Origin of the sequence: Sphaerimonospora sp. CA-214678 (assembly GCF_050942215.1) — a bacterium.
Classification (GTDB): Bacteria; Actinomycetota; Actinomycetes; order Streptosporangiales; family Streptosporangiaceae; genus Sphaerimonospora.
In genome coordinates this window covers 5522055-5546733 of sequence record NZ_CP192056.1, presented here as the reverse complement: position 1 = coordinate 5546733, position 24679 = coordinate 5522055, and the positions used below count along the sequence as shown (strand labels likewise).

Here is a 24679-nt window from a genome sequence, read left to right as displayed (position 1 = left end):
GCAGGGGAATCGGACCTACGGGCCGGAAGTGCGCCGGGAGGAACCCGCCGTCTCACTCCCGTCCGCCGGGCTCCCCTGCGGTGCCGGGGCCCGCAGAGCGGTCAACCGAGCCGTTTCGCCGCCAGGCGCTCCGCATTCGGCCAGCGCACGTCGTATACCCAGCCTGCCTTCTCGAACCAGCGGATCAGGCCGGCGCTCAGGTCGATCTGTCCCTTGAGCACGCCGTGACGGGCACAGGTCGGGTCGGAGTGGTGCAGGTTGTGCCAGGACTCGCCGAACGACGGGATCGCCAGCCACCACACGTTGCGCGACTTGTCCCGAACCTCGAACGCCTCGTCGCCGAAGACGTGGCAGATCGAGTTGATCGACCAGGTGACGTGGTGCAGCAGTCCGATCCGGATCAGTGTCCCCCAGAAGAACGCCGTGAGCATGCCCTGCCAGGACCAGGTGAGCAGGCCGCCCAGGACGGCGGGGAGCAGCACCGAGGTCGCCGCCAGCGCGGGGAACCACTTGTGCAGCTTCATCACGTCCGGGTCCTTCATCAGATCCGGCGCGTACTTGGCCCGGTTGGTGCGCTCGGCCTCGAACAGCCAGCCGCAGTGCGCGTAGAGAAGGCCCTTGGCCATCGCCTTGATGCCGGTGCCGAAGCGCCAGGGGGAGTGCGGGTCGCCGTCCTTGTCGGAGAACTTGTGGTGCTTGCGGTGGGTGGCGACCCAGTCGAGCACGGACATTTCCAGCGAGAGACTGCCGGCGATGCCCAGCGCGACCTTCATGGACCGCTTCGCCTTGAACGAACCGTGCGTGAAGTAGCGGTGGAAACCGACCGTGACACCCAGTCCGGTGACGATGTAGAACGTGAGGGCGATCGCCACATCCGTCCAGCCCAGGCCCCACCCCCAGGCGAACGGCACGGCGGCGATCACTGCGACAATGGGCGCCCCGACGACGATGCCGAAGACGATCAGCTCGGTTTTCGTCTTTTTCGCGGCCTCGAATTCCGGCTTCGGCTGTGGAGATGGGCGCTCGGTCAGTACGGTCATGGGCTACCTCACGGCTATCGCGACGAATGACTGGCTACGCAACCGTAACCTACGCCATCGTAAGTTAGGCGGGGCCAAGGGCGAATGTTGGATAGGTGACGCTCGCGCATGCATCTGGTGGTGACTCCATGCCTTGCATCATGGGCGGCCGTCTGCTAAGTGACGCTCCCTTCCCCGCGGGGTGCGGCATATGCGGGTCGGGCCCTGATTCGCGTCCTTTGTAGTCACTCGCTCGCGGTGCGTGGTCGAGATTCGGCGTTCGAGCACGATCTTCCGCCGGGCGTGATCGGGGCAGGGGGGTCGCGCCACGGTCCGTGTCGTCGTGATTCGGTGCGCCGAAGAGGAGGTGGGCTCTGTATCCTTGAGGTCGGATTCCGGCCGATGCGAGAATCCGGACAATTGGAATTTAAGGATCCATCCCGGGTCGTCTAGGGGCAAGACTACAGATTTTGGTTCTGTCAACGGAGGTTCGAATCCTCCCCCGGGAGCTGTGAAACGGGTGCGCGACTCGGCCCTCCCCAGGCGCCTGGCTCGGTCCTCCCGGGTGCCGGCCGGGGGAGGCCTGGATCGGCTCCGGGACGTGGGCGGTAAGCTTTGACCTTGTCGGACGGATGACCGTGTGGATGTCCCGCAATGGGCGCGCGGGAGGCGTTCCGACTCGTTTTAGCCGCGATGCCGAGGGAGCTCAGTCCGTGAGTGTGCCGGGCCCGGCCGCAGTCATCGTCCTCGCAGCGGGCGAGGGCACCCGGATGAAATCGAAAACACCCAAGGTCCTCCACGAGATCTGCGGTCGCGCGCTCGTGGACCACATGCTCGTCGCGGCCAGGGGGCTCGCTCCGCAGCGGCTGATCGTCGTCGTCGGCCACGAGCGCGAGCGGGTGGCGGCCCACCTCGGGGTCACGTCGCCGGACGCGGCGACCGTCGTCCAGGAGAAGCAGAACGGCACAGGCCATGCCGTACGGACCGTCCTGGAGGCGGTGGGGCCGATCACCGGGACCGTCCTCGTGACGTACGGCGACACGCCGCTGCTGCGTACCGAGACACTCGCCGCCCTGCTCGACCGGCACACGGAGGAGGGCAACGCGGTCACGGTCCTCACCGCGGAGGTGCCCGATCCAAGCGGATATGGCCGGATCGTCCGTGACGCGGACGGCGCCGTACTCGAGATCGTCGAAGACCGGGACGCGACCCCCGAGCAGCGGGTGATCCGGGAGATGAACTCGGGCGTCTACGCGTTCGACGGCGCGCTGCTGGCCGAGGCCGTGCGGCGTGTCGGCGCGGCCAACGCCCAGGGTGAGGAATACCTCACCGATGTGCTGGCCATCCTGAGAAGGGACGGTCACCGGGTCGGCGCCCACATCGCCGCTGACCATGTCGAGGTCGAGGGCGTCAACGACCGCGTGCAACTCGCCTTCGCCCGGCGCGTGCTGGGCGAGCGCATCCTGAGAAGGCACATGCTGGCCGGGGTCACCATCGTCGACCCCGCCGCCACGTGGATCGACGCGGACGTGACGCTGGAGCCCGACGCGGTGATCCACCCGGGCACCCACCTCAGGGGCGCGACGAGGGTCGCCTCCGGCGCGGTGATCGGTCCGGACAGCACGCTGACCGACACCGTCGTCGGGGCGGACGCGGTCGTGCGCAACGCGGTCTGCGACGGCGCGGAGATCGGGCCAGAGGCGCTCGTCGGCCCCTTCGCCTATCTGCGCCCGGGCACCGTGCTCCGCCGCAAGAGCAAGATCGGCGCGTACGTCGAGACCAAGAACGCGACGGTCGGCGAGGGCTCCAAGATCCCCCACCTGACCTATGTCGGAGACGCCACCATCGGCACCGGTTCCAACATCGGGGCGGCCTGCGTCTTCGTGAACTACGACGGAGTCGCCAAGCATCACACGGTGGTGGGCGATCACGTGCGGGTGGGCAGTGACACCATGCTCATCGCGCCCGTGAAGATCGGCGACGGCGCCTACACCGCGGCCGGTTCCGTGATCACCGTGGATGTCCCGCCTGGGGCCATGGCGGTGGCACGCGGCCGGCAGCGCAATATTGAAGGGTGGGTGTCCCGCCGGCGGGCCGGCACCGCCTCCGCGGAAGCCGCCCGGCGTGCGATCACCGCCGGGGACGTGGAGGAAGCGGCCGACTAGGGAGACAACCCGGAACAGGAGACCCGTACGGCGGCTCGGCCCGCTCGGCCGCGTGTGCCGTACGTAGCGGGAACACTGAAGAAAGAGAAAGAAAGTTCGATGCGCGGACCCGAGCGCGCAGCCTCCGATCGCGGGGGCGGGAGGACACCGTGAGCTACCAGCGGGACCGAGCATGCCACCAGGCATGTCGATGGGCATGGGGCAGGGTCGAAAGGTGAGGAGCGCGGCATGAGCGGCAAGAAGACCACGGGAGAGCGGAACCTGATGTTCTTCTCCGGCCGTGCGTACCCAGAGCTGGCCGAGGAGATCGCGGCCAATCTCGACATCGAGATCACCCCCACCAAGTTGCTGGATTTCGCCAACGGCGAGATCTACGTCCGCTATCTGGAGTCGGTACGCGGATGCGACGCCTTCGTGCTCCAGAGCCACACGGCTCCGATCAACCAGTGGATCATGGAGCAGTTGATCATGGTGGACGCCCTCAAACGGGCCTCGGCCAAGCGGATCACTGTGATCATGCCGTTCTACGGCTACGCGCGGCAGGACAAGAAGGGCCGCGGCCGCGAGCCGATCACGGCCCGCCTGATCGCGGACCTGTTCGACGAGGCGGGCGCCGACCGGCTGATGTCGATCGACCTGCACACCTCCCAGATCCAGGGATTCTTCGACGGCCCGGTCGACCATCTGTTCGCGATGCCCGTGCTGATCAAGTATCTCCAGGGCAAGCTCGACCCGGCGACCACCACGATCGTCTCGCCGGACACCGGCCGGGTGCGGCTGGCCGAGCGCTGGTCCGACACGCTGGGCACGCCCGTGGCGTTCATTCACAAGCGGCGTGACCTCGACGTGGCCAACCAGGTGAAGGTACACGAGGTGGTCGGCAAGGTCCGGGGCCGGACCTGTGTGCTGATCGACGACATGATCGACACCGGCGGCTCGATCTGCAAGGCGGCGGACGCGCTCTACGAGCACGGCGCCACCGATGTGATCGCGGCGGCGACGCACGCGGTGTTCTCCGACCCGGCCGTCGACCGTCTGAAGAATTCGCGGATCTCCGAGGTGGTCGTCACCAACACGCTGCCGATTCCGGAGGAGAAGAGGTTCGACAGCCTCACGGTCCTGTCGATCGCGCCGCTGATCGCCCGCGCCATAGAGCAGGTGTTCACCGACGGCTCCGTCACCAGCCTCTTCGAGGGCGACTCCTGACCCCCGCCCTCCCAGCACCCCCCATCACCATCACCACCACCACCACCCCGCCGTGATCTTGCACTTTCTCGCACAAAGGCGCTTTGAGCTGCGCGAACACTTGCCGTGATCTTGCAGAAACTTCGATGTGTCCGCGCTCACCTGGGCATTCACCTTTCGTGATCTTGCACTGTCCGCCGCGTTTCGCGGGGGGCATGTACGGATGAGCCGTACCACTGCAAGATCACGAAATGCATATCGCCAGGTCGGGGGGCATCGCTGCGAGTTTCTGCAAGATCGGCAGGGGGAGAAGCCCAGATCGTGGGGCATCGCTGCGAGTATTTGCAAGATCACGCGGGGAGGGGCGGTAGAGTGACGGGGTTGCGCTCGTAACGCCTTCCGCTAGGGCGGGTGAGGGGGAGCGCACCATCCATCCGTCGAGTTCTCATCCCTAGGAGATGTGCCGTGCCTGATGTAGCCATCCACGTCGAGCCGCGTAACGAGTTCGGCAAGGGCGCCGCCCGCAAGATCCGTCGCGCTCACAAGGTTCCCGCCGTGCTGTACGGCCACGGCACCGAGCCGCGGCACCTGACCCTGCCGGGTCACGAGCTGCTGCTCGCGCTGCGCACGCCGAACGTGCTGATCCACCTCCAGGGTGAGGGCGTCGACGAGATAGCGCTGCCCAAGGGCGTCCAGCGCGACCCGATCAAGGGGCACCTCGAGCATGTCGACCTGCTCCTGGTCAAGCGGGGTGAGAAGGTCACCGTCGAGATCCCGATCAACGTCCTGGGCGAGCCGATCGGCAGCGCGATCGTCGATCAGCAGCTCGTCACGCTCGCGGTCGAGGCCGAGGCGACCCGCATCCCGACCGGTGTCGACGTGGACGTCGCCGGCAAGGACGCCGGCTTCGTCGTCAGCGCGGGCGACATCACGCTGCCGGAGGGCACGACGCTGGTCGACGAGCCCGAGGCGCTGGTGCTGCAGGTGATCGCCGCTCCGGTCGCCGCCCTGCCCGAGGAGGCCGCCGCCGAGGGCGAGGCCGAGGCCGCCGAGTAACGAACGAATCGGCCGCCGGCATGACGGCCGAGTGGGAGAGTCCTCCACGGCATCGCCCGTGGAGGACTTCTCTGTCTGTGCGACCGGCGATGACCTGTGATGACCCTGATGACCTGTGATGTTCCTGACGTTGATGACATTGATGGCCGTGATGACGGTGATGGCCCCTGATGACCCGCGATGTCTGCTGCGGTCCGCTGCGATGACCGGTGACGACCTGCGATGCTCTTATGCGGACGCGTAGTGACCTGGCTGAGGAGACGGCGATGTTTTCCCGCGGCAATGGAGCCGCCGAACGGCGGTGGCTGATCGTCGGCCTGGGCAACCCGGGGCCGGAGTACGCCGGAAACCGGCACAACGTCGGTTTCATGGTGCTCGACGAACTGGCGGCCCGGATCGGCGGACGATTCAAGGCGCACCGGTCGCGGGCCGAGATCGTCGAGGGCAGGCTGGCGGGCACGCCGGTGGTCCTGGCGAAGCCGCTGTCGTTCATGAATCTGTCCGGCGGCCCGGTCAAGGCGCTCGCCGACTTCTTCAAGGTCACGCCGGACGGCGTGATCGTGGTGCACGACGAGCTGGACATTCCGTACGGCGCGCTGCGCACGAAGGCGGGCGGCGGCGACAACGGCCACAACGGGCTGAAGTCGATCACCAAGACGCTGGGCACCCGTGACTACCTGCGGATCAGGTTCGGCATCGGGCGGCCCCCCGGGCGGATGGATCCGGCGACGTTCGTGCTGCGCGACTTCGCCACGGCCGAGCGCAAGGACCTGCCGTTCCTGGTCGACCGGGCGGCCGACATGACGGAGTCGCTCATCACCGCGGGCCTCGAGGCCACCCAGAACAAATTCCACGCCGCCGACCTCAATCCGGCGAAGCCACCCCGCTGAATACACGCCGGGCCGCCAGCGCCGCCGACGACCTTGGGTAATTCTATAATCACGCTTGGTAGTCGAATTGCTATGAGCGGCCTGGAGGCGTGCGTGCTGGACGGTGAGATGCCCGCTGCGACCACCGGAAGGTCGCCGTTCCCCGGCAGATCCCGGCGTCCCGGGGGGTCACCGCTTCCCGGCGGGCCGCGGCCGACCACACGGCCGGTCGGGCCGACGGGCGCCCGGCGTCTGGTCAAGACCGGTTTCGACCGGCTGGTCGCCGCCCTCGCGCTGACCGCCCTGGCGCCGGTGATGGCCGCGATCGCCGTGGCCGTACGGGTCACCGGCCCCGGGCCGGTGCTCGACCGGCGGCTGCGGATCGGCAGGGACGGCGTGGAGTTCACGCTCCTGCGGTTCCGTACGACCCGTCCGGGCACGCAGGGCCGGAAGGTCGAACTCGTCGGAGATCTCGTCAGCGATCGGCACGGCCCGCTCCTCAAGATCGGGCGGGATCCGCGTATGACGCCGCTCGGCGGCTGGCTCAGGCGTCGCTCGCTCGACGAGCTCCCTCAGTTGATCAATGTGCTGCGCGGCGACATGTCCCTGGTCGGCCCGCGCCCCGTGCTGCCCGAGGAGGTGGAGCGGTACGGTGACGAGGTGCGCGTGCGCCTGATGGTCCGGCCGGGGATGACCGGACTGTGGCAGATCGACGGCGGAACCGACCTGTCCTTGGAGGAATCGGTACGGTTGGACCTGCGTTATGTCGAGAACTGGTCTGTGATGTTGGATCTGCGGATCCTGTGGAAGACGTGCTCCACGGTGGCCCGCGGGGCGGGAGCGTAGTGAACATGCCGATCCGGGACGACCATGCCCTCGCCGGTGACCTGGCGACCGAGGCGGGAGAGCGACTGCTCAAGCTTCGCGCCCGCTACGGGTTCGAGGACCAGCAGGCTCTGCGGGACGCCGGGGATCGCGCCGCGCACGTCTTCCTCGTGGAGGCCCTGGAGCGCCTCCGGCCGGGTGACGCGGTGCTGTCGGAGGAGGCGACCCACGAGGAGCGGACCGATCCCCGGCGGGTGTCCGCCCGGCGGGTGTGGATCGTCGATCCCCTGGACGGCACCCGCGAGTTCGGCGAGGAGGGACGGTCGGACTGGGCCGTGCACGTCGCGCTGTGGGAGGACGGGAAGCTGGCCGCAGGCGCCGTCGCGCTGCCGGCCCAGGGGCGTACGCTCACGACCGCGGAACCACCCGTCCTGTCCCGGCCCGAGCCCGGGGGGCGGATCCGGATCGCGGTCAGTCGCAGCAGGCCGCCGCAGCTCGTACGGGATCTGGCCGATCTCGTGGGCGCCGAGCTCATGCCGATCGGCTCCGCCGGCGGGAAGATCTCCGCGGTGCTGAGCGGCGAGGTCGAGGCGTACGTCCACTCGGGCGGGCAGTACGAGTGGGACTCGGCCGCCCCGGTGGCGGTGGCGCTGGCGTCGGGAGCCCACGCGAGCAGGGTCGATGGCTCAGCGCTGACCTACAACAGAGCGGACCCATGGCTGCCCGATATCCTGGTCTCCCTACCGGATCTGGCGGTAACCTTGCTCGCCGGAATCCGTGACCTGCAGTCTCCCCGAAGGAAGCCCAATGCTTCAGCGTGACTACACGACGTCGCAGCTCGACGTGCTCGAAGCCGAGGCGATCCACATCATGCGTGAGGTCGCGGCAGAGTTCGAGCGACCGTGTCTGCTCTTCTCGGGCGGCAAGGACTCGATCGTGATGCTGCGGGTCGCGGAGAAGGCGTTCTGGCCCGCCCCCATCCCGTTCCCCCTCATGCACGTGGACACCGGCCACAACTTCCCCGAAGTGATCGAGTTCCGGGACCGGCGGGTGGCCGAGCTGGGTGTGCGGCTCGTCATCGCCTCGGTGCAGGCGACCATCGACGCCGGTCGGGTGGTCGAGCAGACCGGGCGGCGAGCCTCCCGCAACCGGCTGCAGACCACGACGCTGCTCGACGCGATCGAGGAGAACCGGTTCGACGCGATCTTCGGCGGCGGCAGGCGCGACGAGGAGAAGGCCAGGGCCAAGGAGCGGGTGTTCTCCTTCCGCGACGAGTTCGGCCAGTGGGACCCGAAGAACCAGCGGCCCGAGCTGTGGAACCTGTACAACACCCGGGTCCGCCCGGGCGAGCAGATCCGCGTGTTCCCGCTGTCCAACTGGACCGAGCTGGACGTGTGGCACTACATCCGGCGGGAGGGCGTGGAAATCCCGCCGATCTACTACGCGCACACCCGTAAGGTCTTCGAGCGCGACGGCATGCTGCTCGCGGATTCGGCGATCGTCCAGCGGGGCGAGGACGAGCCCGTCTTCGAGGCCACGGTCCGCTATCGCACGGTTGGCGACATGACCTGCACCGGAGCCGTGGAGTCCGCCGCGAGGACGGTCGACCAGATCATCGACGAGATCGCCGCCACCCGGATCACCGAGCGGGGCGCCACCCGGGCCGACGACCGGGCCTCCGAGGCGGCCATGGAAGACCGCAAGAAGGAAGGCTACTTCTGATGCGCCTTCACGACGCGTTTCTGATGTGCCTTCACGGCGTGTCCACGCGCGCCGGCGACCTTCCGGGCGAGAGCCGTACGACCTTCGGAGAGCAGGAGTAGCGGAGTAATGGACATCCTTCGGTTCGCGACCGCGGGTAGCGTCGACGACGGCAAGTCCACGCTGATCGGACGGCTGCTCTTCGACTCCAAAGCGATCTTCGAGGACCAGCTGGAGGCCGTCGAGCGCACCTCGCGCGACCGCGGCACCGAGTACACCGACCTGTCCCTGCTGACCGACGGCCTGCGTGCCGAGCGGGAGCAGGGCATCACGATCGACGTCGCCTACCGCTACTTCGCCACGCCCGGGCGGAAGTTCATCATCGCCGACACGCCGGGGCACATCCAGTACACCCGGAACATGGTGACCGGCGCGTCGACGGCCGACCTTGCGATCATCCTGATCGACGCGCGCAAGGGCGTGCTGGAGCAGTCGCGGCGGCACGCGTTCCTCACGACGCTGCTGCGGGTGCCGCACCTGGTGCTCGCGGTGAACAAGATGGACCTGGTCGACTACTCGGAGAAGCGGTTCGCGGAGATCCGCGAGGAGTTCACCGCGTTCGCCTCGAAGCTGAACGCGGCCGACCTCAAGTTCATCCCGATCTCCGCGCTGCACGGCGACAACGTGGTCTCCCGCTCGGAGAACATGCCGTGGTACGGCGGCTCCTCGCTGCTGCACCACCTGGAGAACGTGCACATCGCCTCCGACCGGAACCTGGTCGACGTGCGGTTCCCGGTGCAGTACGTCATAAGGCCGCACAACGCCACCAGCCAGGAGCTGCACGACTACCGGGGGTACGCCGGGCAGGTCGCCGGGGGCGTGCTCAAGCCGGGTGACGAGGTCCTGCACCTGCCCTCGGGTCTCACGACCACGATCACGAGGATCGACACGTTCGACGGCCCGGTCGAGGAGGCGTTCTCGCCGATGTCGGTCACGCTCCGGCTCGCCGACGACATCGACATCTCGCGCGGCGACATGATCTGCCGGCCCAACAACCAGCCGAAGGCCGCCCAGGAGGTCGAGGCGATGGTCTGCTGGATGGCCGACGGGCTGAAGCTGCAGCCGGGATCCAAGCTCATCATCAAGCACACCACGCGTACGGCCCGGGCCCTGGTCAGGGACCTGCACTACCGGCTCGACATCAACACCCTTCACCGGGACGAGTCGGCGACCTCGCTCGGCCTCAACGAGATCGGCCGGGTGTCGCTGCGCACGACGCAGCCGCTCTTCGTCGACGAGTACGCGCGCAACCGCCTCAGCGGCGGGTTCATCCTGATCGACGAGGCCACCAACGGCACGGTCGGCGCCGGGATGATCATCGATTCTCGCTGAGGCTCGAAAAACTCGAAAAGAGGGGGGACGGGCGGAAACGGGCGACCGCTCCGGCCGGCCGTGATAGTCGCGGTCTGGTGCGCGAGGCTTCCGGCCTCCTCGGGCGCGGTGGTTCTCGGGCACGGTCTTACGTCGGCCGGAGCACCCGCCCGCTCCCGTCCTCACGTCCCACGGCGCCGAAGCCGGGGTGATCGTTCAAGGTGTCCTCCAGCAGTTGTAGATCATTAGTGGATGGTCGTTCCGGCCGGGAGACCCGGCGTTAGGTTCATCGCGTTCCGTATCGAGAACGTGGAGGACCAGTGGTCGAGGCCGATCCGGTGATCTTCATAGGGGGGCTCGGGCGTAGCGGCAGCATGCTGCTGGAGCGTCTGCTCGGTGAGCTGCCCGGAGTCGCACCGCTCGGTGAGGTCGCTCACCTGTGGCGGCGCGGCGTACCGGCGGGCGAGCCGTGCGGCTGCGGACAGGCGTTCGAGCATTGCCCGTTCTGGCGGAAGGTGGGCGCCCGGGGCTTCGGCCAGTGGCGGGAGAGCCAGGTCGGCTGGTTGACGCGGCTGAGCGTCCGGGTCGACCGCACCCGCCGCATTCCGGCGTACGCCCTCGGTCTCGTGTCGCGGGAGGCGGAGCTGGTCGAGTACGTCCGCTCGTACGCCCGGATCTATGCCGCGGCCGCAGAGATCGCCCATGCCCATACCGTGGTGGACTCGAGCAGGCAGGCATCCCTGGCGTACTGCCTGTCCGCGATCATGGATCTGCGGATCGTTCACCTGGTGCGTGACCCGCGCGCGGTGGCCGCCTCCAGATCCGGAAAGGTGCGGCGCGGGAGGATCCGCCAGGCGGAGGACGGCCGGCCGATGACCCGGTGGACGCCGCTCAGGACGGCCGTCCACTGGTTCGTGCAGAACCTCGCCTTCGAGGTTCTGCGCGGCAAGGGCGTGGAGGTCGTCCGCGTACGCTACGAGGACCTGCTGGCCCGTCCGGCGGAGACGCTGACCGCGCTGACCACGCGGCTCGGCCTGCCGCACGCGACGGGGAACTTGGGCTTCCTCGGCGACCGGCAGGCGCGGCTGGGCGTCGCGCACACCGTCTCCGGCGGCCCGGCGCGGCTCGCCGTCGACCGGATCGGGATCGGCGACCGCCCGGTGCGGCTTCCGGCCACCCAGCGGTGGCTGGTCACCGCGCTGACCTGGCCGCTGCTCCTGTGGTACGGCTACCGCCTCGGCGGCGCCTGGACGGTACGACGACGGGCGGTCACATCGCGGGTGTGACGGCCGCATATCATCGACGGCGCACTGTCCGGAAGCCTGCGAGGGGTCATGTTCCGCACGCTGATGAAATCGAAGATCCACCGTGCCACCGTCACCCAGGCCGATCTGCACTACGTCGGATCGGTCACTATCAGCGCGGACCTGATGGCCGCCGCCGACCTCGTGGAGGGCGAGAAGGTCGACATCGTCGACATCGACAACGGCAACCGCCTGTCGACGTACGTCATCGAGGGCCCGGCGGGTTCCGGGATGATCGGGATCAACGGCGCGGCCGCCCGGCTCATCAGCGTGGGCGACCTGGTGATCATCATCGCGTACGCGCTCGTGGCCGAGGAGGAGCTGGGCTCCCTCAAGCCGCGCGTCGTCTTCGTCGACCGGGACAACGAGATCGTCCAGGTCGGCGCCGACGCCGCGGACGTGCCCGACGGCACCGGCCTAATCCGCGGAGATACGGCCGGTCCCGCCGGTTGACCGCGGCGCCGGGCGGGCGTGAGATGACCTTGGACTGATTAGAGTCGTAGCCGACCGCGTCCCCGACCATCGGAGCACGGATGCCCGCCCCACGCCCCCCAGAGCCCGGCGACCCGACCCGGCTCGGCCCCTACCGGATCACGGGACGGATCGGGGAGGGCGGTCAGGGCGCCGTCTACCTGGGCGAGGCGCAGGCCGGGAGACCGGTGGCGGTGAAGTGGTTCCACGCGCGGTTCGACCCGGAAACGGCCGCCCACGACGACTTCACCCGCGAGCTGGAGGTGGCCAAGAGGGTCGCCCGCTTCTGCACCGCCCAGGTGCTGGACTTCGGCATCGCGGGCGACCGGCCGTACATCGTCAGCGAGTACGTTCCCGGGCCCTCGCTGAAGCAGGTGGTCGACACGGAGGGGCCGCGCTCGGGCAGCGCCCTCGAACGGCTCGCCGTCGCCACCGCCACGGCCCTTATCGCGCTGCACGACGCCGGGATCGTTCACCGGGACTTCAAGCCGCATAACGTGCTGCTCGGTCCGGATGGTCCCAGGGTCATCGACTTCGGCATCGCGCGGGCTCTCGTCGGCAACAGCATGACGACCAGCCAGGTCGTCGGCACTCCCGCGTACATGGCACCCGAGCAGCTCACCGCGGGGTCGCTGGGACTCGCCCTGGACGTGTTCGCCTGGGCGTCCACCATGGCCTTCGCGGCATCGGGCCGCCCGCCGTTCGGCAACGACGAGATCCCCGCCGTCATCACTCGGATCCTGAACGAGGAGCCACGGCTGGACGGCATCGAGCAGCCGCTTCGTGACCTGCTCGGCGACTGCCTGGCCAAGGATCCCCTGCGTCGGCCGTCGGCCCGGGAGATCCTCGACCGCCTGGTGGGCACCGCCGGTTCGTCTCCAGCCCCGTCTTCCCCGGCTTCAGCACCGTCTTCAGCCCCGCCTCCCGACCCGCCTGTGGGCCCGACGACCGAGCCGGGAAGCGTGGCCCTCCAGTCGCGGAACCGGGGGAGGAGGGTCGCCGTCATATCCGCCACGGGGGCCGTCGCCGTCACGGGTGTCGCCCTGGCCGTCGCCCTGCTGCCCGGAGGCGGCGTGACGCCGTCTCGGCCGGCCGGTGCGGAGGTCCCGGTGCGGACGCCGGCGGTGAGCGCGGCCGTCACGGAGCCCGCGGCGCCCACGGAAATGGAGACCGGCACGCCTGTGACCACGCCGAGCCCCCGCGCCAGAGCCACGGGTCGCCCCGTCGCGAAGCAGACGGCGGCGCCGAAGCCGACGACCTCGTCGCGACCCCCGGCGCCGACAGCGCCCCCTCGGCCGTCACCGACGCCGTCGCAGCTGGTCGAGCTCGGTCCGGGACACTTCACCGACTACTGCAAGTCGATCGGCTGGGAGTGGGTGGAGTATCGGGAGACGCCCCAGGCGGGCGCCTACTGTGTCAAGAATAAGGACAAGGCCACCATGTACCTGACGCAGAGCCAACGTGACGCCGGCTGCCGCTGGCGCTTCAACGACCCGCACGCCTTCCACCGGTTCAAGGGCAAGTCCAACTACTGCTACGCCTATCGTTGATGGCCGGAGATGTGTGGAACTGTAGTTCAGGGAACTATAGTTCTGTTATTGGCCGTCGCTTTTGCTACGGGTGCGCGGCAGGGACCGGGAGGCGCCAGCCTCGGAGTCGTCAGCGGGCGACGCCGTCAGGGGAAGAGCTTCCTGCTGCAGGCATTGACGGAGGCGACCGGCGGGCTGTACTTCGCGGCGACCGAGGCAACGGAGGCGGAGTCCCTCCGGCTTTTCACCGAGGCCCTCACCCGATACACCCGGGAGGTCGTGAGCATCCCCTTCCGGGATTGGAACGACGCCATCGCCTACCTCTTCCGGGCCTTCCGGGGGCGACCGGTTCCCGTGGTCATCGATGGGTTTCCCTTCCTGTCCAAGGTGTCGCCGACTCTGCCGTCGATCATTCAGCGGGAGCTCGGTCCCGGCGGTAGCGGAGGGGAGAGCGACGCACGCTTGGTGCTTTGCGGGTCGGCCATGTCCGTGATGGGAGGGCTCCTGTCGGGGAACGCCCCGCTGCGGGGCCGTGCCGGTCTCGAACTGGTGGTCCAGCCGTTCCGCTATCGGGATGCCGCGCAGTTCTGGGGGATCAACGACCCTCGGCTGGCCATCCTCGTCCATGCCATCGTCGGTGGAACCCCGGCATACCGCTATGAGTTCACCCAGGGTGACGCTCCGGAGGGGATCGCCGACTTTGATCCTTGGGTGATCAGGACAGTCCTGAATCCGCAGAAGCCGCTCTTCCGAGAGGCGCGTTATCTCCTGGCCGAGGAAACAGATATCCGTGACCCGGCGCTCTATCACTCGGTGCTCGCCGCCATCGCGAGTGGCAACATCACCAATGGCGGCATCGCCAATTACATCGGTCGTAAGTCCGACCAGATCACTCATCCGCTCAACGTTCTGGAAGACAGTGCTCTGATCGCTCGGGAGCCCGACCTTTTCCGGGCGGGCCGTGTCCGGTACCGCATCGTGGAGCCTCTGATCACCTTCTATCAGGCCGTAATGCGGCGGCGCTGGGCGGAGCTTGAGATTCACCGGGCGGAGAAAGCTTGGACCTCGCTGCGGCAGACATTCCTTGCCCAGGTGGTGGGGCCGCATTTCGAGGCGCTGTGCCGGAACTTCGCCGTGGAGTCCGGGGAAGCGCTATACGGCAACTTTCCCGCAGAGGTCGGCTCAGGGGTGGTGAACGATCCGGCAGGCCGCTGCCAGATCGAGATCGACGTGGCGGCTCTCGACGCAGAAGATCATGGGAGGCCACGCCGGATTCTCTCGTTGGGTGAGGTCAAGTGGGGCGAGACGATGGGTCATCACCACGTGGAGCGTCTGAGGCGAGCACGTGATCTTCTCGCGCTGAAGGGGTATGACACCCGGGAGACGCTATTGGCCTGTTATGGCGGGTCCGGTTTCACCGAAGAGCTACGGGCTTCCGCAGCCGACGACCGCCACATCCTCCTGGTTGATCCGGAACGCCTTTATCCTCCGCTATTCAGCGTTGAAGGCGGATCAAGATCGTTGAAATGAAGAAGGTGCACCTGATCTGCGAGGATGCGATTGCCTAGATCAAATCCGTCACAGAATCGGGTGCACCTTTCCGGTGAATCGTACGCGATGGGACCACCGGCTGTCTGTCGCCGGGGACGCCAAGGGACTCGTCGGCCATGCCGGCGCCGTCTTAGCGCGCAAGTGCGCTGATCAGAGCGGCCTGACCGCCGAACTCGGGGCGGTCTTCGCCCGGCTGGGAGCCGGTCCGCTGTGGGACCGGGGCGTGGTGCTGGTCCAGCTCGCGGTGGCGATCGTGCTCGGGGCAACCAGCATGCGGCAGATCAGCGTGCTGGCCCATCAGGGCGAGGTGTTCGGCGCGCCGCCCTCGGACTCGACGGTGCGCCGCACGCTGGAACCGATCGGGGCCGATGCGGTGCTGGCCAGGCGGATCGCCCGGGCGCGGGCGAAGGTCCGCAAACACGTCTGGGCGTTGATCGAGGCCACCGAGACAGGTTTCCCCTGGCTGGTCGTGGCGGGGAAGGTGCTGAGCGGGTGGGTGGTCATCGACATCGACGCCACGCTCATCACCGCGCACTCGGCCAAGGAAGGGGCGGCGGCCACTTTTAAGCGGACCTGGGGTTTTCATCCGCTGGGGGCATGGTGTGCCAATACCGAGGAATCGCTGGCGATGCTGCTGCGGACGGGGTCGGCCGGGTCGAACACGGCCGCCGATCATCTGGAGGTGCCGGCTGCGGCGATCGAGCAGATCCCCGCCCGGTGGCGGGCCAAGCCGCTGATCCGCGTCGACGGCGCGGGCGCCACCCATGACCTGCTGGAACGCCTGCAGAAGCTGAACACCACGCGGCGGACGGTCCGCTTCACCGTCGGCTGGACGATCACCGAGGTCGATGAGACGGCGATCGCCGCCCTGCCTGAGGACGCCTGGGAGGCGGCGCTACGCCAGGACGGCACCGTGCACCCCCAGGCCGGCGTCGCCGAACTGACCGGCGTCAACGCCCGCGCCGCGGGGTGGAAGGTGCGCCTGCTGGTCCGCCGGGTCAAGCCCTCCCGCCGGCACGCGGCCAACCTGACGGCGTTGGAGAAGCAGACCGGGTGGAAGTACTCCATCATCGCCACCAACTTCGGCCCGCGAGGGATGCGGGGTGTGCCCGGCAGCCATCAGGCGCAGTTCATCGATGTGCTCCACCGCGCCCACGCCGGAGTGGAGGACCGGGTGCGGACCGGCAAGGCCATGGGCTTGCGGAATCTGCCGTCCAAGACCTGGAACGTGAACGTCGGCTGGGTGCTGGCGGCCAACATCGCCGCCGACCTGGATGCCTGGACTCGGCTGCTCGGCCTGTACGACGACGCCGAACTGGCCAAGGCCGAGCCGCAGACGATGCGGTACTGCCTGTGGCACCTGCCCGCCCGGCTCGTCTCCCACGCCCGCCGCCGCATCCTGAAGATCAGTACTACCTGGCCGTGGAAGGAGGCGTTCCTGATCTGCTGGCAGCGGCTGTGCGCCCTGCCCGCACTGACGTGACCAGAGAGGACACGTCCCGCCGAGACGGGAAGGAGCGAAGCGCACCACCCCGCGGACCCATGGAAGCCGCCGCCCACCCGAGCGCCTCGGGCGGCCCCCACGCCGCGCAGATGAATGAACAGGACGATCAGATAGAAATCTCCGGCGAGCGGAGAGCTTCACAGCGCCCGACCAGTCGCTGAGTCATCGAGGTTATCGTCCCGAATGACGGGCTGCCGGTGCCCCGGTCAAGAGGGAAAACCTGGGCCGGACCGCCGAAGGTGCTCTCGGCCGGATGGTATGGCGAGACCGTGAGTTGGACCTATCCCCTCGGCCCATCTTCTCTCGACACTCTGGGAGATCACTCCTGTGCGGGTTAGCCTCGGGTGGATCGGCTCTCAATCGACAAACGCTGCCGAGGCGACAGGGAGAAGGCGATGACCATGCGAAGGGGAATCCGGTTAACTTTTGTGGGCGGCGTCCTCGGGGCTCTTATTCTCCCGTCCGGACCGGCGCAGGCCATGACCAAATCGGAGGCCGCCGCGCGTGTCTCGTACAAGGACTACACCCGTGGTCCGCTCAACTGCCACAACACGCTCCGCAAACAGCCGGCGGCCTGGTGGATCAAATTCCGGCGCTACAGCAACGGGCAGACGCGGGTTCTCTGGGTCAAGGTCAATGGTCATGACGAGGGGACCGGTACGAAAGAGAGCATCTACATGGCTTGGCGCGGAGACAACGGAAAAACGACATATTTCTTCCGCAGCGTGAACTATCATTATGCTTATTGGAATCTGGCGGACTATATAGGCAAGAAATATGTTCATAAGCGCCACAAGCCGTATGTGAAGATCGGATTCAAGTGGAACCGGCGGCTCCAGCAGGATCTCAACTGCGTGGGCTATGTGAACGTCTACTGAAACTGATGTCTTCCGCAGACCGCGTCCCGGTCCGATCGACGGTGGTGGGACGGGACTGCGTCTGGCCGAGCAGCGTGCCACCGAGGGCGATGGTCATGCCCAGCAGTTGGAGCGGGGTAAGGGTCTGGCCGAGGGCGGCCCAGCCGATCACCGCCGCGGACAGCGGGCTGATCAGGGTGAGAAAGGCGATCGAGGTGGCGGGTAGACGGGAGAGGCCGCGGAACCAGAGCCAGTACGCCACGGCGGTGCCGACGATGCCGAGATAGGCGTAACCGAGGAGGTTCTCGCCGGTGAGGGCGGGCGGCGGACCCTCGATGAGCAGGGCTACGGGGGCGAGCAGCAGCCCGCCGGCGGTGAGCTGCCAGCCGGTGAGGGTGAGCGCGCTGACGCCCTCGGGGCGGCCCCACCGCTTGGTGAGCACCGTACCCGCCGACATGAGCGCGGCCCCGGCCAGTCCGGCGAGCACCCCGACGGTGTCGAGCCGTGCGTCGGCGCGCAGGACGACCAGGCCGACGCCGAACACTCCGGCGAGCCCGGCCAGCAGCTTGCGCGCCGTCGCCCGCTCGGCGAGCAGCGCGGCGGCGAAGCCGAGCGCGAACAGCGGACCCACCGCGCCCAGCACGGCCGCGACGCCGCCGGGCAGCCGGTACGCCGCCAGGAACAGCATCGGGAAGAACGCACCGATGTTCAGCACGCCGAGCACGGCCGCCCGCAGGATCCACACCCCGCGCGGCGGCATCCGGGTGATGGCGAGCAGTAGCAGACCGGCCGGCAGCGCCCTCGTCAACGCGGTGAACAGCGGACGGTCGGGTGGCAGGAACTCCGTGGTGACGGCGTAGGTCGAACCCCACACGAGCGGGGTGAACGTCGTGAGGACGAGAGTTCCCGCGTACGGCAGGACCAGGGTGCTGTGCCTACCGGCGAAGACGCCCAACCTTGATCGCTCCTTATTGATAATCTCAACATTGAGATAACAGCACGACCCTCGTCTCTACGTCAAATAGATGAACGTTCATAATCTCTCCAGTGAGAGGAGTCCGATGGGCGACGCGGTGGACGTGGTGCTGGCCCAGTGGCGGCGGGAGCGGCCCGATCTCGACGCGTGGCCGATGGGCGTCATCGGGCGGATCTCCCGGCTGTCACGGCTCCTCGACCGTGAGCTGAAGGACTTCTTCGCCGACCATGGGCTGGAGCGCTGGGAGTTCGACGTGCTGGCCACGTTGCGCCGCTCCGGTCCGCCGTACGAACTGACGGCCGGCGCGCTGAACCGGGCGGCGATGGTGACCTCCGGGGCAATCACCAACCGGATCGACCGGATGGCGGCCAAGGGGCTGGTCGAGCGGATCCCGGACGCGGAGGACCGGCGGTCCGTACGCGTTCGGCTGACCGGGCCGGGGCTGGCGAAGATAGAGGAACTGGTCGATCTGCACGTGGCGAACGAGGTTCGCCTGCTGGCGGCGCTGGCCCCGGAACAGCGTGATCAGCTGGCGGGCACGTTGCGCACCCTACTGGAGTCGCTGGGCGACAGCCCGCCGGAGTGAGGCGGTCATGCTCGCCTCGGCCGTGACGGGATCCGGCCCGTCGCTCACCGGCGGCATTCCGGCAGGCTCAACGTGAAGCGCAATCGAACTGCAATCACCGTATAAACGGCAGAATGTGACAATTTGCGCTATGAACGAGAATCCCATCCCGGACCCGGCCGACCCGACCGCCCGGTTGCCGCACGCGCAGCAGCCGGCCGGGCCGTACGGACCCGGTGCATACCTACCTCCCCCCGGCTACCAGCCGCCCGGACCGGCGCGGCCGGTCGGCCCGGTCCGTCCCCGGCTGCTGTGGATCTTTCTTTCCTGGGCGCTCTTCCTCGTCCTGCTGGTCGTCGGCATCGTCGGCTTCGCGGGCAACCTGGTCTCCACGATCAACGATTCGGCACCGACCACCACCTTCGACAGCGGCAAGACGGTGAGCGTCGAACTCGACGCCAAGGACAAGCCCGCGATCTACGCGGCGGCCGATCAGCCGACCGACGTGCAGTGCCAGGTCGGGAATGGTCAGGATCCGCGGATCAAGCTCACTCAGCCGGCCGGCTCCCAGGTCGTCACCGTGGACGGCACGAAGTGGGAGCTGCTGTTCAAGGTCGGCGTACCGGAGGCGGGCACGTATGAGGTGACCTGTGAGGGCGCGGGCGTCACGTTCGGTGTCGGCAGGGAGCTCGCCGCCGACACGGACAAGCTCGTCGGCGGTGTGATCGCGCTCGTGGCGCTGCCCGCCATCGGCTTCCTGATCGCCCTGGTGGTGACCATCGTCGTGCTCGTACGGCGGAGCTCTGCCCGTCGCAACCCGGCGAGATGAGGGCCCGCACGCAGGCCTGATCGCATCTGCCCACCTGCCGGGCTTGGGTGACGGCGGGTGGTCGAGACCGTGGACCGGCTCCGAGAGTCCGCGTACCTCGGGGCCGGTGGCTGTGGCCGGCCTGTCACCTGGTGGTGAAGATGGCGGCGTAGACGCCGTTCTCCATGTCGATCCACGTCGGGTAGAGGCCCTTGGCGGTCATCTCGTCGAATCGGGCCTGATACTGGGCGGCGGTCAGCCCGTGGACGGCGTACCCGGCGCCGATCTTGTCCTTGCGCCAGACGGTGGTGTAGGACCTGCCGTCGGGCCCGACCGCGATGGCGGAGGGCCGAAATCCGAGCTTGACCTGCGCGTCGAAGACCTTCTGGTACTCCGCCGCGGGCACGGAGATCGTGACGTTCCAGGCGACACGCGACGGGTTGTCCGCCCAGACGGCCACGTAGCGCGGGGCGGACGGCGTGCCGTACACATTGACCGAGACGGGGATGTAGCCGTCACGTCGTGCCTGGGAGTTGGCCGCACGGAGGCCGGCGGTGTTGATGTCGTGGCGGGCGAAGAACCTGCCCGGCCTCTTCTCGAAGATGGCGGCGAACTCGGCACCCGACCCGCTGCCCGTCGCGCTCACCACAGTGGGCTGGTAGGACGGACGCATGATGTTACCTCCCTCGTTGAGCTCGGTCTCCGGCTCGGTGAGGGTGTCGAACAGCTTCTGATATCCGCTGGCCGGGACCACTCGCTCCAGCCACGCCGGGCCTGGCCGGTTGTCCCAGAACGCGGCGTACCTCTTCTGCGACTGCTGTAGGCCGACCGAGAGGGCCACCGGACGGAGTGCCTTGTTCCCCTGGTAGGACTTGGTGCGGTTGTACGAGCCGAGGAAGTCCAGGCCGTGATAGGCGCGGTACTGATATGCCGCGGTGGCGGCGGTCCGGGAGGCGTCCGCCGCCGCCGGGGCGGCGGTCAGCGAAACAGTGCCCATCGAAACAGCGGCCAGGGCCGATGCGGTGACTGCCGTGATCTTCCGTGGCTTACCCATCGTCTCCTCCATTGAGGGTTGGTGTCCGGGCCCGGCCGGACAGCGGGGTGGTGTGCGACAGCCGTCACGAGACGGCCTGAAAGGTGCATGACCGACCCGTTCCTCCGGGCTCTGAGCCTGAAGGTGATTCGCTGACATCTGATATCTATGGCCGATCGCTTTCACGCTGCTTACCGCCGCCTTGATGACCACCTGACCGTGCGTCCCCGCCCGGCCGTCGCTCGACCGGCTCAAGTCTGCCGGTGCGGTGGCGGGCGTTCTTTCGGCGAATGGCGCAACAGGCGGGGGAGGCGGCGCTAAGCTCCTGATGCTCGTTTCATCAATGAATGGGGAGAAATGTCCATTTCTCTTGCCCGGCCGCTCGCCCTTGCAATCGCGGTCGCTGTCGTCCTTCCGCTTGCGGGCTGTGGAGCAGCCGAGGATGCGACGGCTACGGCTCAGGCTCCGGCTACGGCGGCGGCGGATACGGCGACGGCGGCGGACACGGCGGAGAAGAGATCGGTGTGCACGGAAGTCGGCAAAGCCCTTGAGGGGGTGACGAAGGCGCTCTCGAAGGACACGGCCGATGTGAAGGCCATGAAATCCGCCCTCGACGACATGCGGGCGAAGTTCAGCGACCTCGCCAAGCAGGCCGGTGACACCGAGCTGGCGAAGGCTCTGAAGGAGTTCGCCCAGGACGTGACGGTGGACAGCCCGGGCGACCTGCTCAAGTTCTCCGAGGAGATGAACAAGTTGAGCGTCAAGGCCTGCGGCTGAACCCACTTCGAGATCATTAGAGGCGATCGGGCGGGACGCAGCAGCGGGGAGCCGTTGTGGTTCGCCCGACGATCACGCGCGTCGCAACGCCGGACCCACAAGGGCTCGATCACCATGCTTCGGCGGCGGCCACCTCGTACTCCGTATTCAGATGTCGGCCTCGACAACCCGCATCAAAGCGGAACGCGTTGCCCAGGTCCCACTGTTCGATTTCCTCCCCGAAATCGGACACACGTTATTTCCTGCAACGCGACAACGGTTGGTCCTACCCGGCGATTTTGCGATTGTTGAAGGCGATCGGGTCGCCAATGTCACTTTCTTTCAATCGTTCAGCCGTTTCCACGAGTTCAGCCAGTGCCGCAGACCGGACGCCGGCGGGCCAGGCGAGGAGGGTTGTAACTGAAGGGGCATCGAGGACGGGGACCGCGACGTGCTCCGGCCATTGCCAGGCGCGGCTAGAAGCCGGAATTACCAGTAGCGTTCGTCCGAGAGCGACGAGTTGAGCCAGCTGAGACTGGCTATGGACCTCGGGTCCGGGGCCGGGCGGGTAGGTGTTGTCATGGCGTGGCCACCGGGCGATTGGCAAGTCGGGGACATCGCTCACCTCGGCCATCGTCAGGCTGGAGCGTTGGGCAAGCGGATGCGACGCCGGCACGATGGCGACTTGGCCTTCCGTCAAGATCTCAGTGCTGTCAAGGCCGGTCATCACGTCAAACGGGGCGTGCATGATCGCCACGTCGGCGCGACCGCTGCGCAGGAGCCGCCCCTGCTCACCGATTTCACACAGCAACACGTCGATCTCAACGGCTCCCGGCCGTGCGGCATAGGAGTCAAGAAGCTCTTTCAGTAACTCATGGGAGGCGCCTGCCTTCGTGGTGAGCACCAGGGCGGACTGCGCCGATGCGGCACGGCGGGTGCGGCGTACGGCTGCATCAACGGCATCGAGTGCGAGTCGGGCTTCACCCAGCATGACCTCGCCTGCGGTGGTGAGCGAGACTCCCCGACGATTTCGGTCCAGCAGCAAGACCCCCAGGCGGCGCTCCAGTTGTTGGATGGCGCGGGATAGCGGCGGCTGGGCCATATTCAGACGCTCAGCGGCACGGCCGAAGTGCAGCTCTTCGGCGACAGCTACGAAGTACCTCAATTCGCGAGTTTCTAGGCCGTCCACAGTCGCAGGATACCGGTGATACCGGTGGGGTATCAGGTTTGATCGAACCGGTCTTGGACAGTGCTGCCTTCTCTCCTGCACCATTTTCTGGCGGGCAGTACCTAGACGGTAAGCACACAAGGAGCCGTCAGCGTCTTTCCCCGCTCTTACGAAAGGCCGAAAACTTGAGCACGACCTCTCCTTCCCTTCCCGGCGGCTCATGGACCCTGGGCGATATGACAGTCACGCGATTCGGCTACGGCGCCATGCAGCTCGCCGGGCCCGGGGTGATGGGGCCACCCGCGGATCATGACGGGGCCCTCGCCGTCCTCCACGAGGCCATCGACCTAGGAATCGCGCACATCGACACCGCGGATGCCTACGGTCCTCGCGTCACCAACGAACTCATCCGTGAAGCATTGCACCCGTACCCCGACTCGCTGCACGTGGCCACGAAGGTCGGAGCGACCCGTGATGAGCAGGGTGGATGGCCGCCGGCTCGTGAGCCCGACCAGCTGCGCCACGCGATCGATGAGAACCTCAAAATCCTCGGGCTCGACACACTGGACCTGGTCTACCTGCGCCTTGGCGACGCTGAGGGGCCCCAGGCGGGCTCGCTTTCCCGGGCATTCGAAACGCTCGTCGAGCTGCAGCAGCAGGGCCTGATCCGGCACCTCGGCGTAAGCAATGCGACGGCGGAGCAGGTCTCGGAAGCCCAGGCAATCGCGCCGATCGTGAGCGTACAGAACATGTACAACCTCGCCTACCGCCACGACGACGAGCTCATCGACCAGCTCGCCGCTGAGAACGTCGCATACGTACCCTTCTTCCCGCTCGGCGGCTTCAGCCCACTTCAGTCCGAGGCGCTTTCGGCGGTGGCGACACGATTGAACGCCACACCGATCTCCGTCGCGCTGGCGTGGCTGCTGCAGCGGTCGCCGAACATTCTGCTGATCCCGGGGACCTCGTCCGTGAGGCACCTGCGGGAGAACGTCGTCGGCGCCGGTCTTTCGCTCAGTGGCGAGGACGTCGCCGAACTGGAAGAAATCAGCGGCCAGGGCTAGGCGATTGAGCTACCTGTCCCATCGATCCGGCCAGGCACCCCTGCGTGGGCGGTGCGGGAGGCCGGCGACGCGCGCCGTCGCCGGCCTCCCGCGGTCTTTCGCGATCCTCCGCTTCCGCGGGAGGCGCGTCCTCAGGCGTTCAGCACCGCCTGCAGGAATTCCCTGGTGCGCTGGTGGGTCGGCTCGCTGAAGATCTGCTCGGGCGGGCCGTCCTCCACGATCTGTCCCTGGTCGAACATGAGGACCCGATCGGAGATGTCCTTGGCGAACCGCATCTCGTGGGTGACGCAGAGAAGCGTCAGGTCGCCCCGGTGCGCGATGTCGCGCAGCAGGTCCTGCACACCCGAGACGAGCTCCGGGTCGAGCGCGGAGGTGACCTCGTCGAGCAGCAGCACCTCGGGCTCCATCGCGAGCGCCCGTGCGATGGCGACCCGCTGCTGCTGGCCGCCGGACAGCCGTGACGGGTGTTCGAACGCCTTGTCGGCCAGGCCGACCATGTCCAGCAGTTCGCGGGCCTTCTCCTCGGCCTGCTCCCTGGGGACGCCGAGCGACCGCACCGGCGCCTCGGTGATGTTGCGCAGCACGTTCATGTTCGGGAACAGGTTGAACTGCTGGAACACCATGCCGATCTTCTTACGGATCTGCCGCAGGTGTCGCTCGTCGGCGGGCAGGAGTCTGCCACCGCGCCTCATGTGGGACAGGCACTGTCCATCGACCTCGATCGTGCCCGAGGTGACCCGTTCGAGGGTCATCAGCAGGCGCAGGATCGTGGTCTTGCCGGACCCGCTCGGCCCGATCAGCGTGACGCGCTCGCCGGGTCGTACGTGGAAGTCCAGCTCACGCAGGACCGTGAGGTCGCCGAACCGTTTGACGACCTTGTCGAAACGGATCATCCACTGCGG

Annotated in this window: 23 protein-coding genes and 1 tRNA gene; 19 read left to right on the top strand and 5 right to left on the bottom strand. The window is 67.6% G+C overall.

All coding sequences use genetic code 11. The annotated features are described in order from the left end of the window. Positions 1–101: 101 nt before the first annotated feature. Positions 102–1040 (bottom strand): acyl-CoA desaturase, encoded by a 939-nt coding sequence (locus ACQP1K_RS24735; RefSeq protein ID WP_433498084.1) that lies wholly within the window; start codon positions 1038–1040, stop codon positions 102–104. 417 nt (positions 1041–1457) lie between these two features. On the opposite strand from ACQP1K_RS24735, the gene ACQP1K_RS24730 reads away from it, so the two are divergent. From ACQP1K_RS24730 to ACQP1K_RS24660, 15 genes are all read left to right on the top strand, one after another. Then, positions 1458–1528, top strand: a tRNA-Gln gene (locus ACQP1K_RS24730). Between the two features lie 204 nt (positions 1529–1732). After that, complete coding sequence (gene glmU, locus ACQP1K_RS24725; protein WP_433498083.1) at positions 1733–3184, top strand: bifunctional UDP-N-acetylglucosamine diphosphorylase/glucosamine-1-phosphate N-acetyltransferase GlmU; 1452 nt, start codon at positions 1733–1735, stop codon at positions 3182–3184. Between the two features lie 228 nt (positions 3185–3412). Then, positions 3413–4390 (top strand): ribose-phosphate diphosphokinase, encoded by a 978-nt coding sequence (locus tag ACQP1K_RS24720; RefSeq protein WP_433498082.1) that lies wholly within the window; start codon positions 3413–3415, stop codon positions 4388–4390. Between the two features lie 444 nt (positions 4391–4834). Beyond that, positions 4835–5425, top strand: coding sequence for a 50S ribosomal protein L25/general stress protein Ctc (locus tag ACQP1K_RS24715; RefSeq protein WP_433498081.1), 591 nt, complete (start codon positions 4835–4837; stop codon positions 5423–5425). A 266-nt stretch (positions 5426–5691) separates the two neighbouring features. Further along, a complete protein-coding gene (pth, locus tag ACQP1K_RS24710; RefSeq protein ID WP_433498080.1) occupies positions 5692–6315 on the top strand; it encodes an aminoacyl-tRNA hydrolase in 624 nt (207 codons plus the stop codon). Positions 6316–6387: 72 nt separating this feature from the next. Then, positions 6388–7140, top strand: coding sequence for a sugar transferase (locus ACQP1K_RS24705; RefSeq protein WP_433498079.1), 753 nt, complete (start codon positions 6388–6390; stop codon positions 7138–7140). A 5-nt stretch (positions 7141–7145) separates the two neighbouring features. Then, on the top strand, positions 7146–7940 hold the full coding sequence (locus ACQP1K_RS24700; protein WP_433498078.1) for a 3'(2'),5'-bisphosphate nucleotidase CysQ: 795 nt from the start codon (positions 7146–7148) through the stop codon (positions 7938–7940). After that, a complete protein-coding gene (gene cysD, locus ACQP1K_RS24695; RefSeq protein WP_433498077.1) occupies positions 7927–8841 on the top strand; it encodes a sulfate adenylyltransferase subunit CysD in 915 nt (304 codons plus the stop codon). Before ACQP1K_RS24700 ends, cysD begins: the two co-directional genes overlap by 14 nt. A gap of 108 nt (positions 8842–8949) precedes the next feature. Further along, positions 8950–10212, top strand: coding sequence for a sulfate adenylyltransferase subunit CysN (gene cysN / locus ACQP1K_RS24690; protein ID WP_433498076.1), 1263 nt, complete (start codon positions 8950–8952; stop codon positions 10210–10212). A gap of 299 nt (positions 10213–10511) precedes the next feature. Then, positions 10512–11477: a sulfotransferase gene (locus ACQP1K_RS24685; RefSeq protein ID WP_433498075.1), complete on the top strand. Its 966-nt coding sequence runs from the start codon at positions 10512–10514 to the stop codon at positions 11475–11477. A gap of 48 nt (positions 11478–11525) precedes the next feature. Continuing rightward, complete coding sequence (gene panD / locus ACQP1K_RS24680; protein ID WP_433498074.1) at positions 11526–11948, top strand: aspartate 1-decarboxylase; 423 nt, start codon at positions 11526–11528, stop codon at positions 11946–11948. Positions 11949–12028: 80 nt separating this feature from the next. Then, entirely contained in the window at positions 12029–13516 is a 1488-nt protein-coding gene (locus ACQP1K_RS24675) for a serine/threonine protein kinase (RefSeq protein ID WP_433498073.1), read from the top strand. A 48-nt stretch (positions 13517–13564) separates the two neighbouring features. Next, on the top strand, positions 13565–15025 hold the full coding sequence (locus ACQP1K_RS24670; RefSeq protein WP_433498072.1) for an ATP-binding protein: 1461 nt from the start codon (positions 13565–13567) through the stop codon (positions 15023–15025). Positions 15026–15098: 73 nt separating this feature from the next. Further along, positions 15099–16529, top strand: a complete 1431-nt coding sequence (locus ACQP1K_RS24665; protein WP_433498071.1) for an IS1380 family transposase — start codon at positions 15099–15101, stop codon at positions 16527–16529. Between the two features lie 416 nt (positions 16530–16945). After that, positions 16946–17428 carry a hypothetical protein gene (locus tag ACQP1K_RS24660; protein WP_433498070.1) on the top strand — a complete coding sequence of 161 codons (483 nt, stop codon included), beginning with the start codon at positions 16946–16948 and terminating at the stop codon, positions 17426–17428. Here the strand turns inward: ACQP1K_RS24660 and ACQP1K_RS24655 are convergent. Next, on the bottom strand, positions 17397–18362 hold the full coding sequence (locus ACQP1K_RS24655; protein WP_433498069.1) for an EamA family transporter: 966 nt from the start codon (positions 18360–18362) through the stop codon (positions 17397–17399). The genes ACQP1K_RS24660 and ACQP1K_RS24655 overlap by 32 nt on opposite strands. 106 nt (positions 18363–18468) lie before the next feature. On the opposite strand from ACQP1K_RS24655, the gene ACQP1K_RS24650 reads away from it, so the two are divergent. Further along, entirely contained in the window at positions 18469–18969 is a 501-nt protein-coding gene (locus tag ACQP1K_RS24650; RefSeq protein ID WP_433498068.1) for a MarR family winged helix-turn-helix transcriptional regulator, read from the top strand. A gap of 130 nt (positions 18970–19099) precedes the next feature. Continuing rightward, positions 19100–19777 (top strand): hypothetical protein, encoded by a 678-nt coding sequence (locus ACQP1K_RS24645; protein WP_433498067.1) that lies wholly within the window; start codon positions 19100–19102, stop codon positions 19775–19777. A gap of 124 nt (positions 19778–19901) precedes the next feature. Here ACQP1K_RS24645 and ACQP1K_RS24640 read toward each other — a convergent pair whose 3' ends face one another. Next, the gene (locus tag ACQP1K_RS24640; protein ID WP_433498066.1) at positions 19902–20810 is read right to left on the bottom strand and encodes a hypothetical protein; all 909 of its coding nucleotides are present in this window, start codon (positions 20808–20810) and stop codon (positions 19902–19904) included. 501 nt (positions 20811–21311) lie between these two features. Between ACQP1K_RS24640 and ACQP1K_RS24635 the strand changes: the two genes are divergently transcribed. Then, positions 21312–21566, top strand: a complete 255-nt coding sequence (locus ACQP1K_RS24635; RefSeq protein ID WP_433498065.1) for a hypothetical protein — start codon at positions 21312–21314, stop codon at positions 21564–21566. 265 nt (positions 21567–21831) lie between these two features. Here ACQP1K_RS24635 and ACQP1K_RS24630 read toward each other — a convergent pair whose 3' ends face one another. Beyond that, positions 21832–22734 carry a LysR family transcriptional regulator gene (locus ACQP1K_RS24630; protein ID WP_433498064.1) on the bottom strand — a complete coding sequence of 301 codons (903 nt, stop codon included), beginning with the start codon at positions 22732–22734 and terminating at the stop codon, positions 21832–21834. 164 nt (positions 22735–22898) lie between these two features. Here ACQP1K_RS24630 and ACQP1K_RS24625 point away from each other — a divergent pair, with 164 nt between their 5' ends. Continuing rightward, a complete protein-coding gene (locus tag ACQP1K_RS24625) occupies positions 22899–23777 on the top strand; it encodes an oxidoreductase (RefSeq protein ID WP_433498063.1) in 879 nt (292 codons plus the stop codon). A gap of 131 nt (positions 23778–23908) precedes the next feature. Here ACQP1K_RS24625 and ehuA read toward each other — a convergent pair whose 3' ends face one another. Further along, complete coding sequence (gene ehuA / locus ACQP1K_RS24620) at positions 23909–24670, bottom strand: ectoine/hydroxyectoine ABC transporter ATP-binding protein EhuA (protein WP_433498062.1); 762 nt, start codon at positions 24668–24670, stop codon at positions 23909–23911. Positions 24671–24679: the final 9 nt, after the last annotated feature.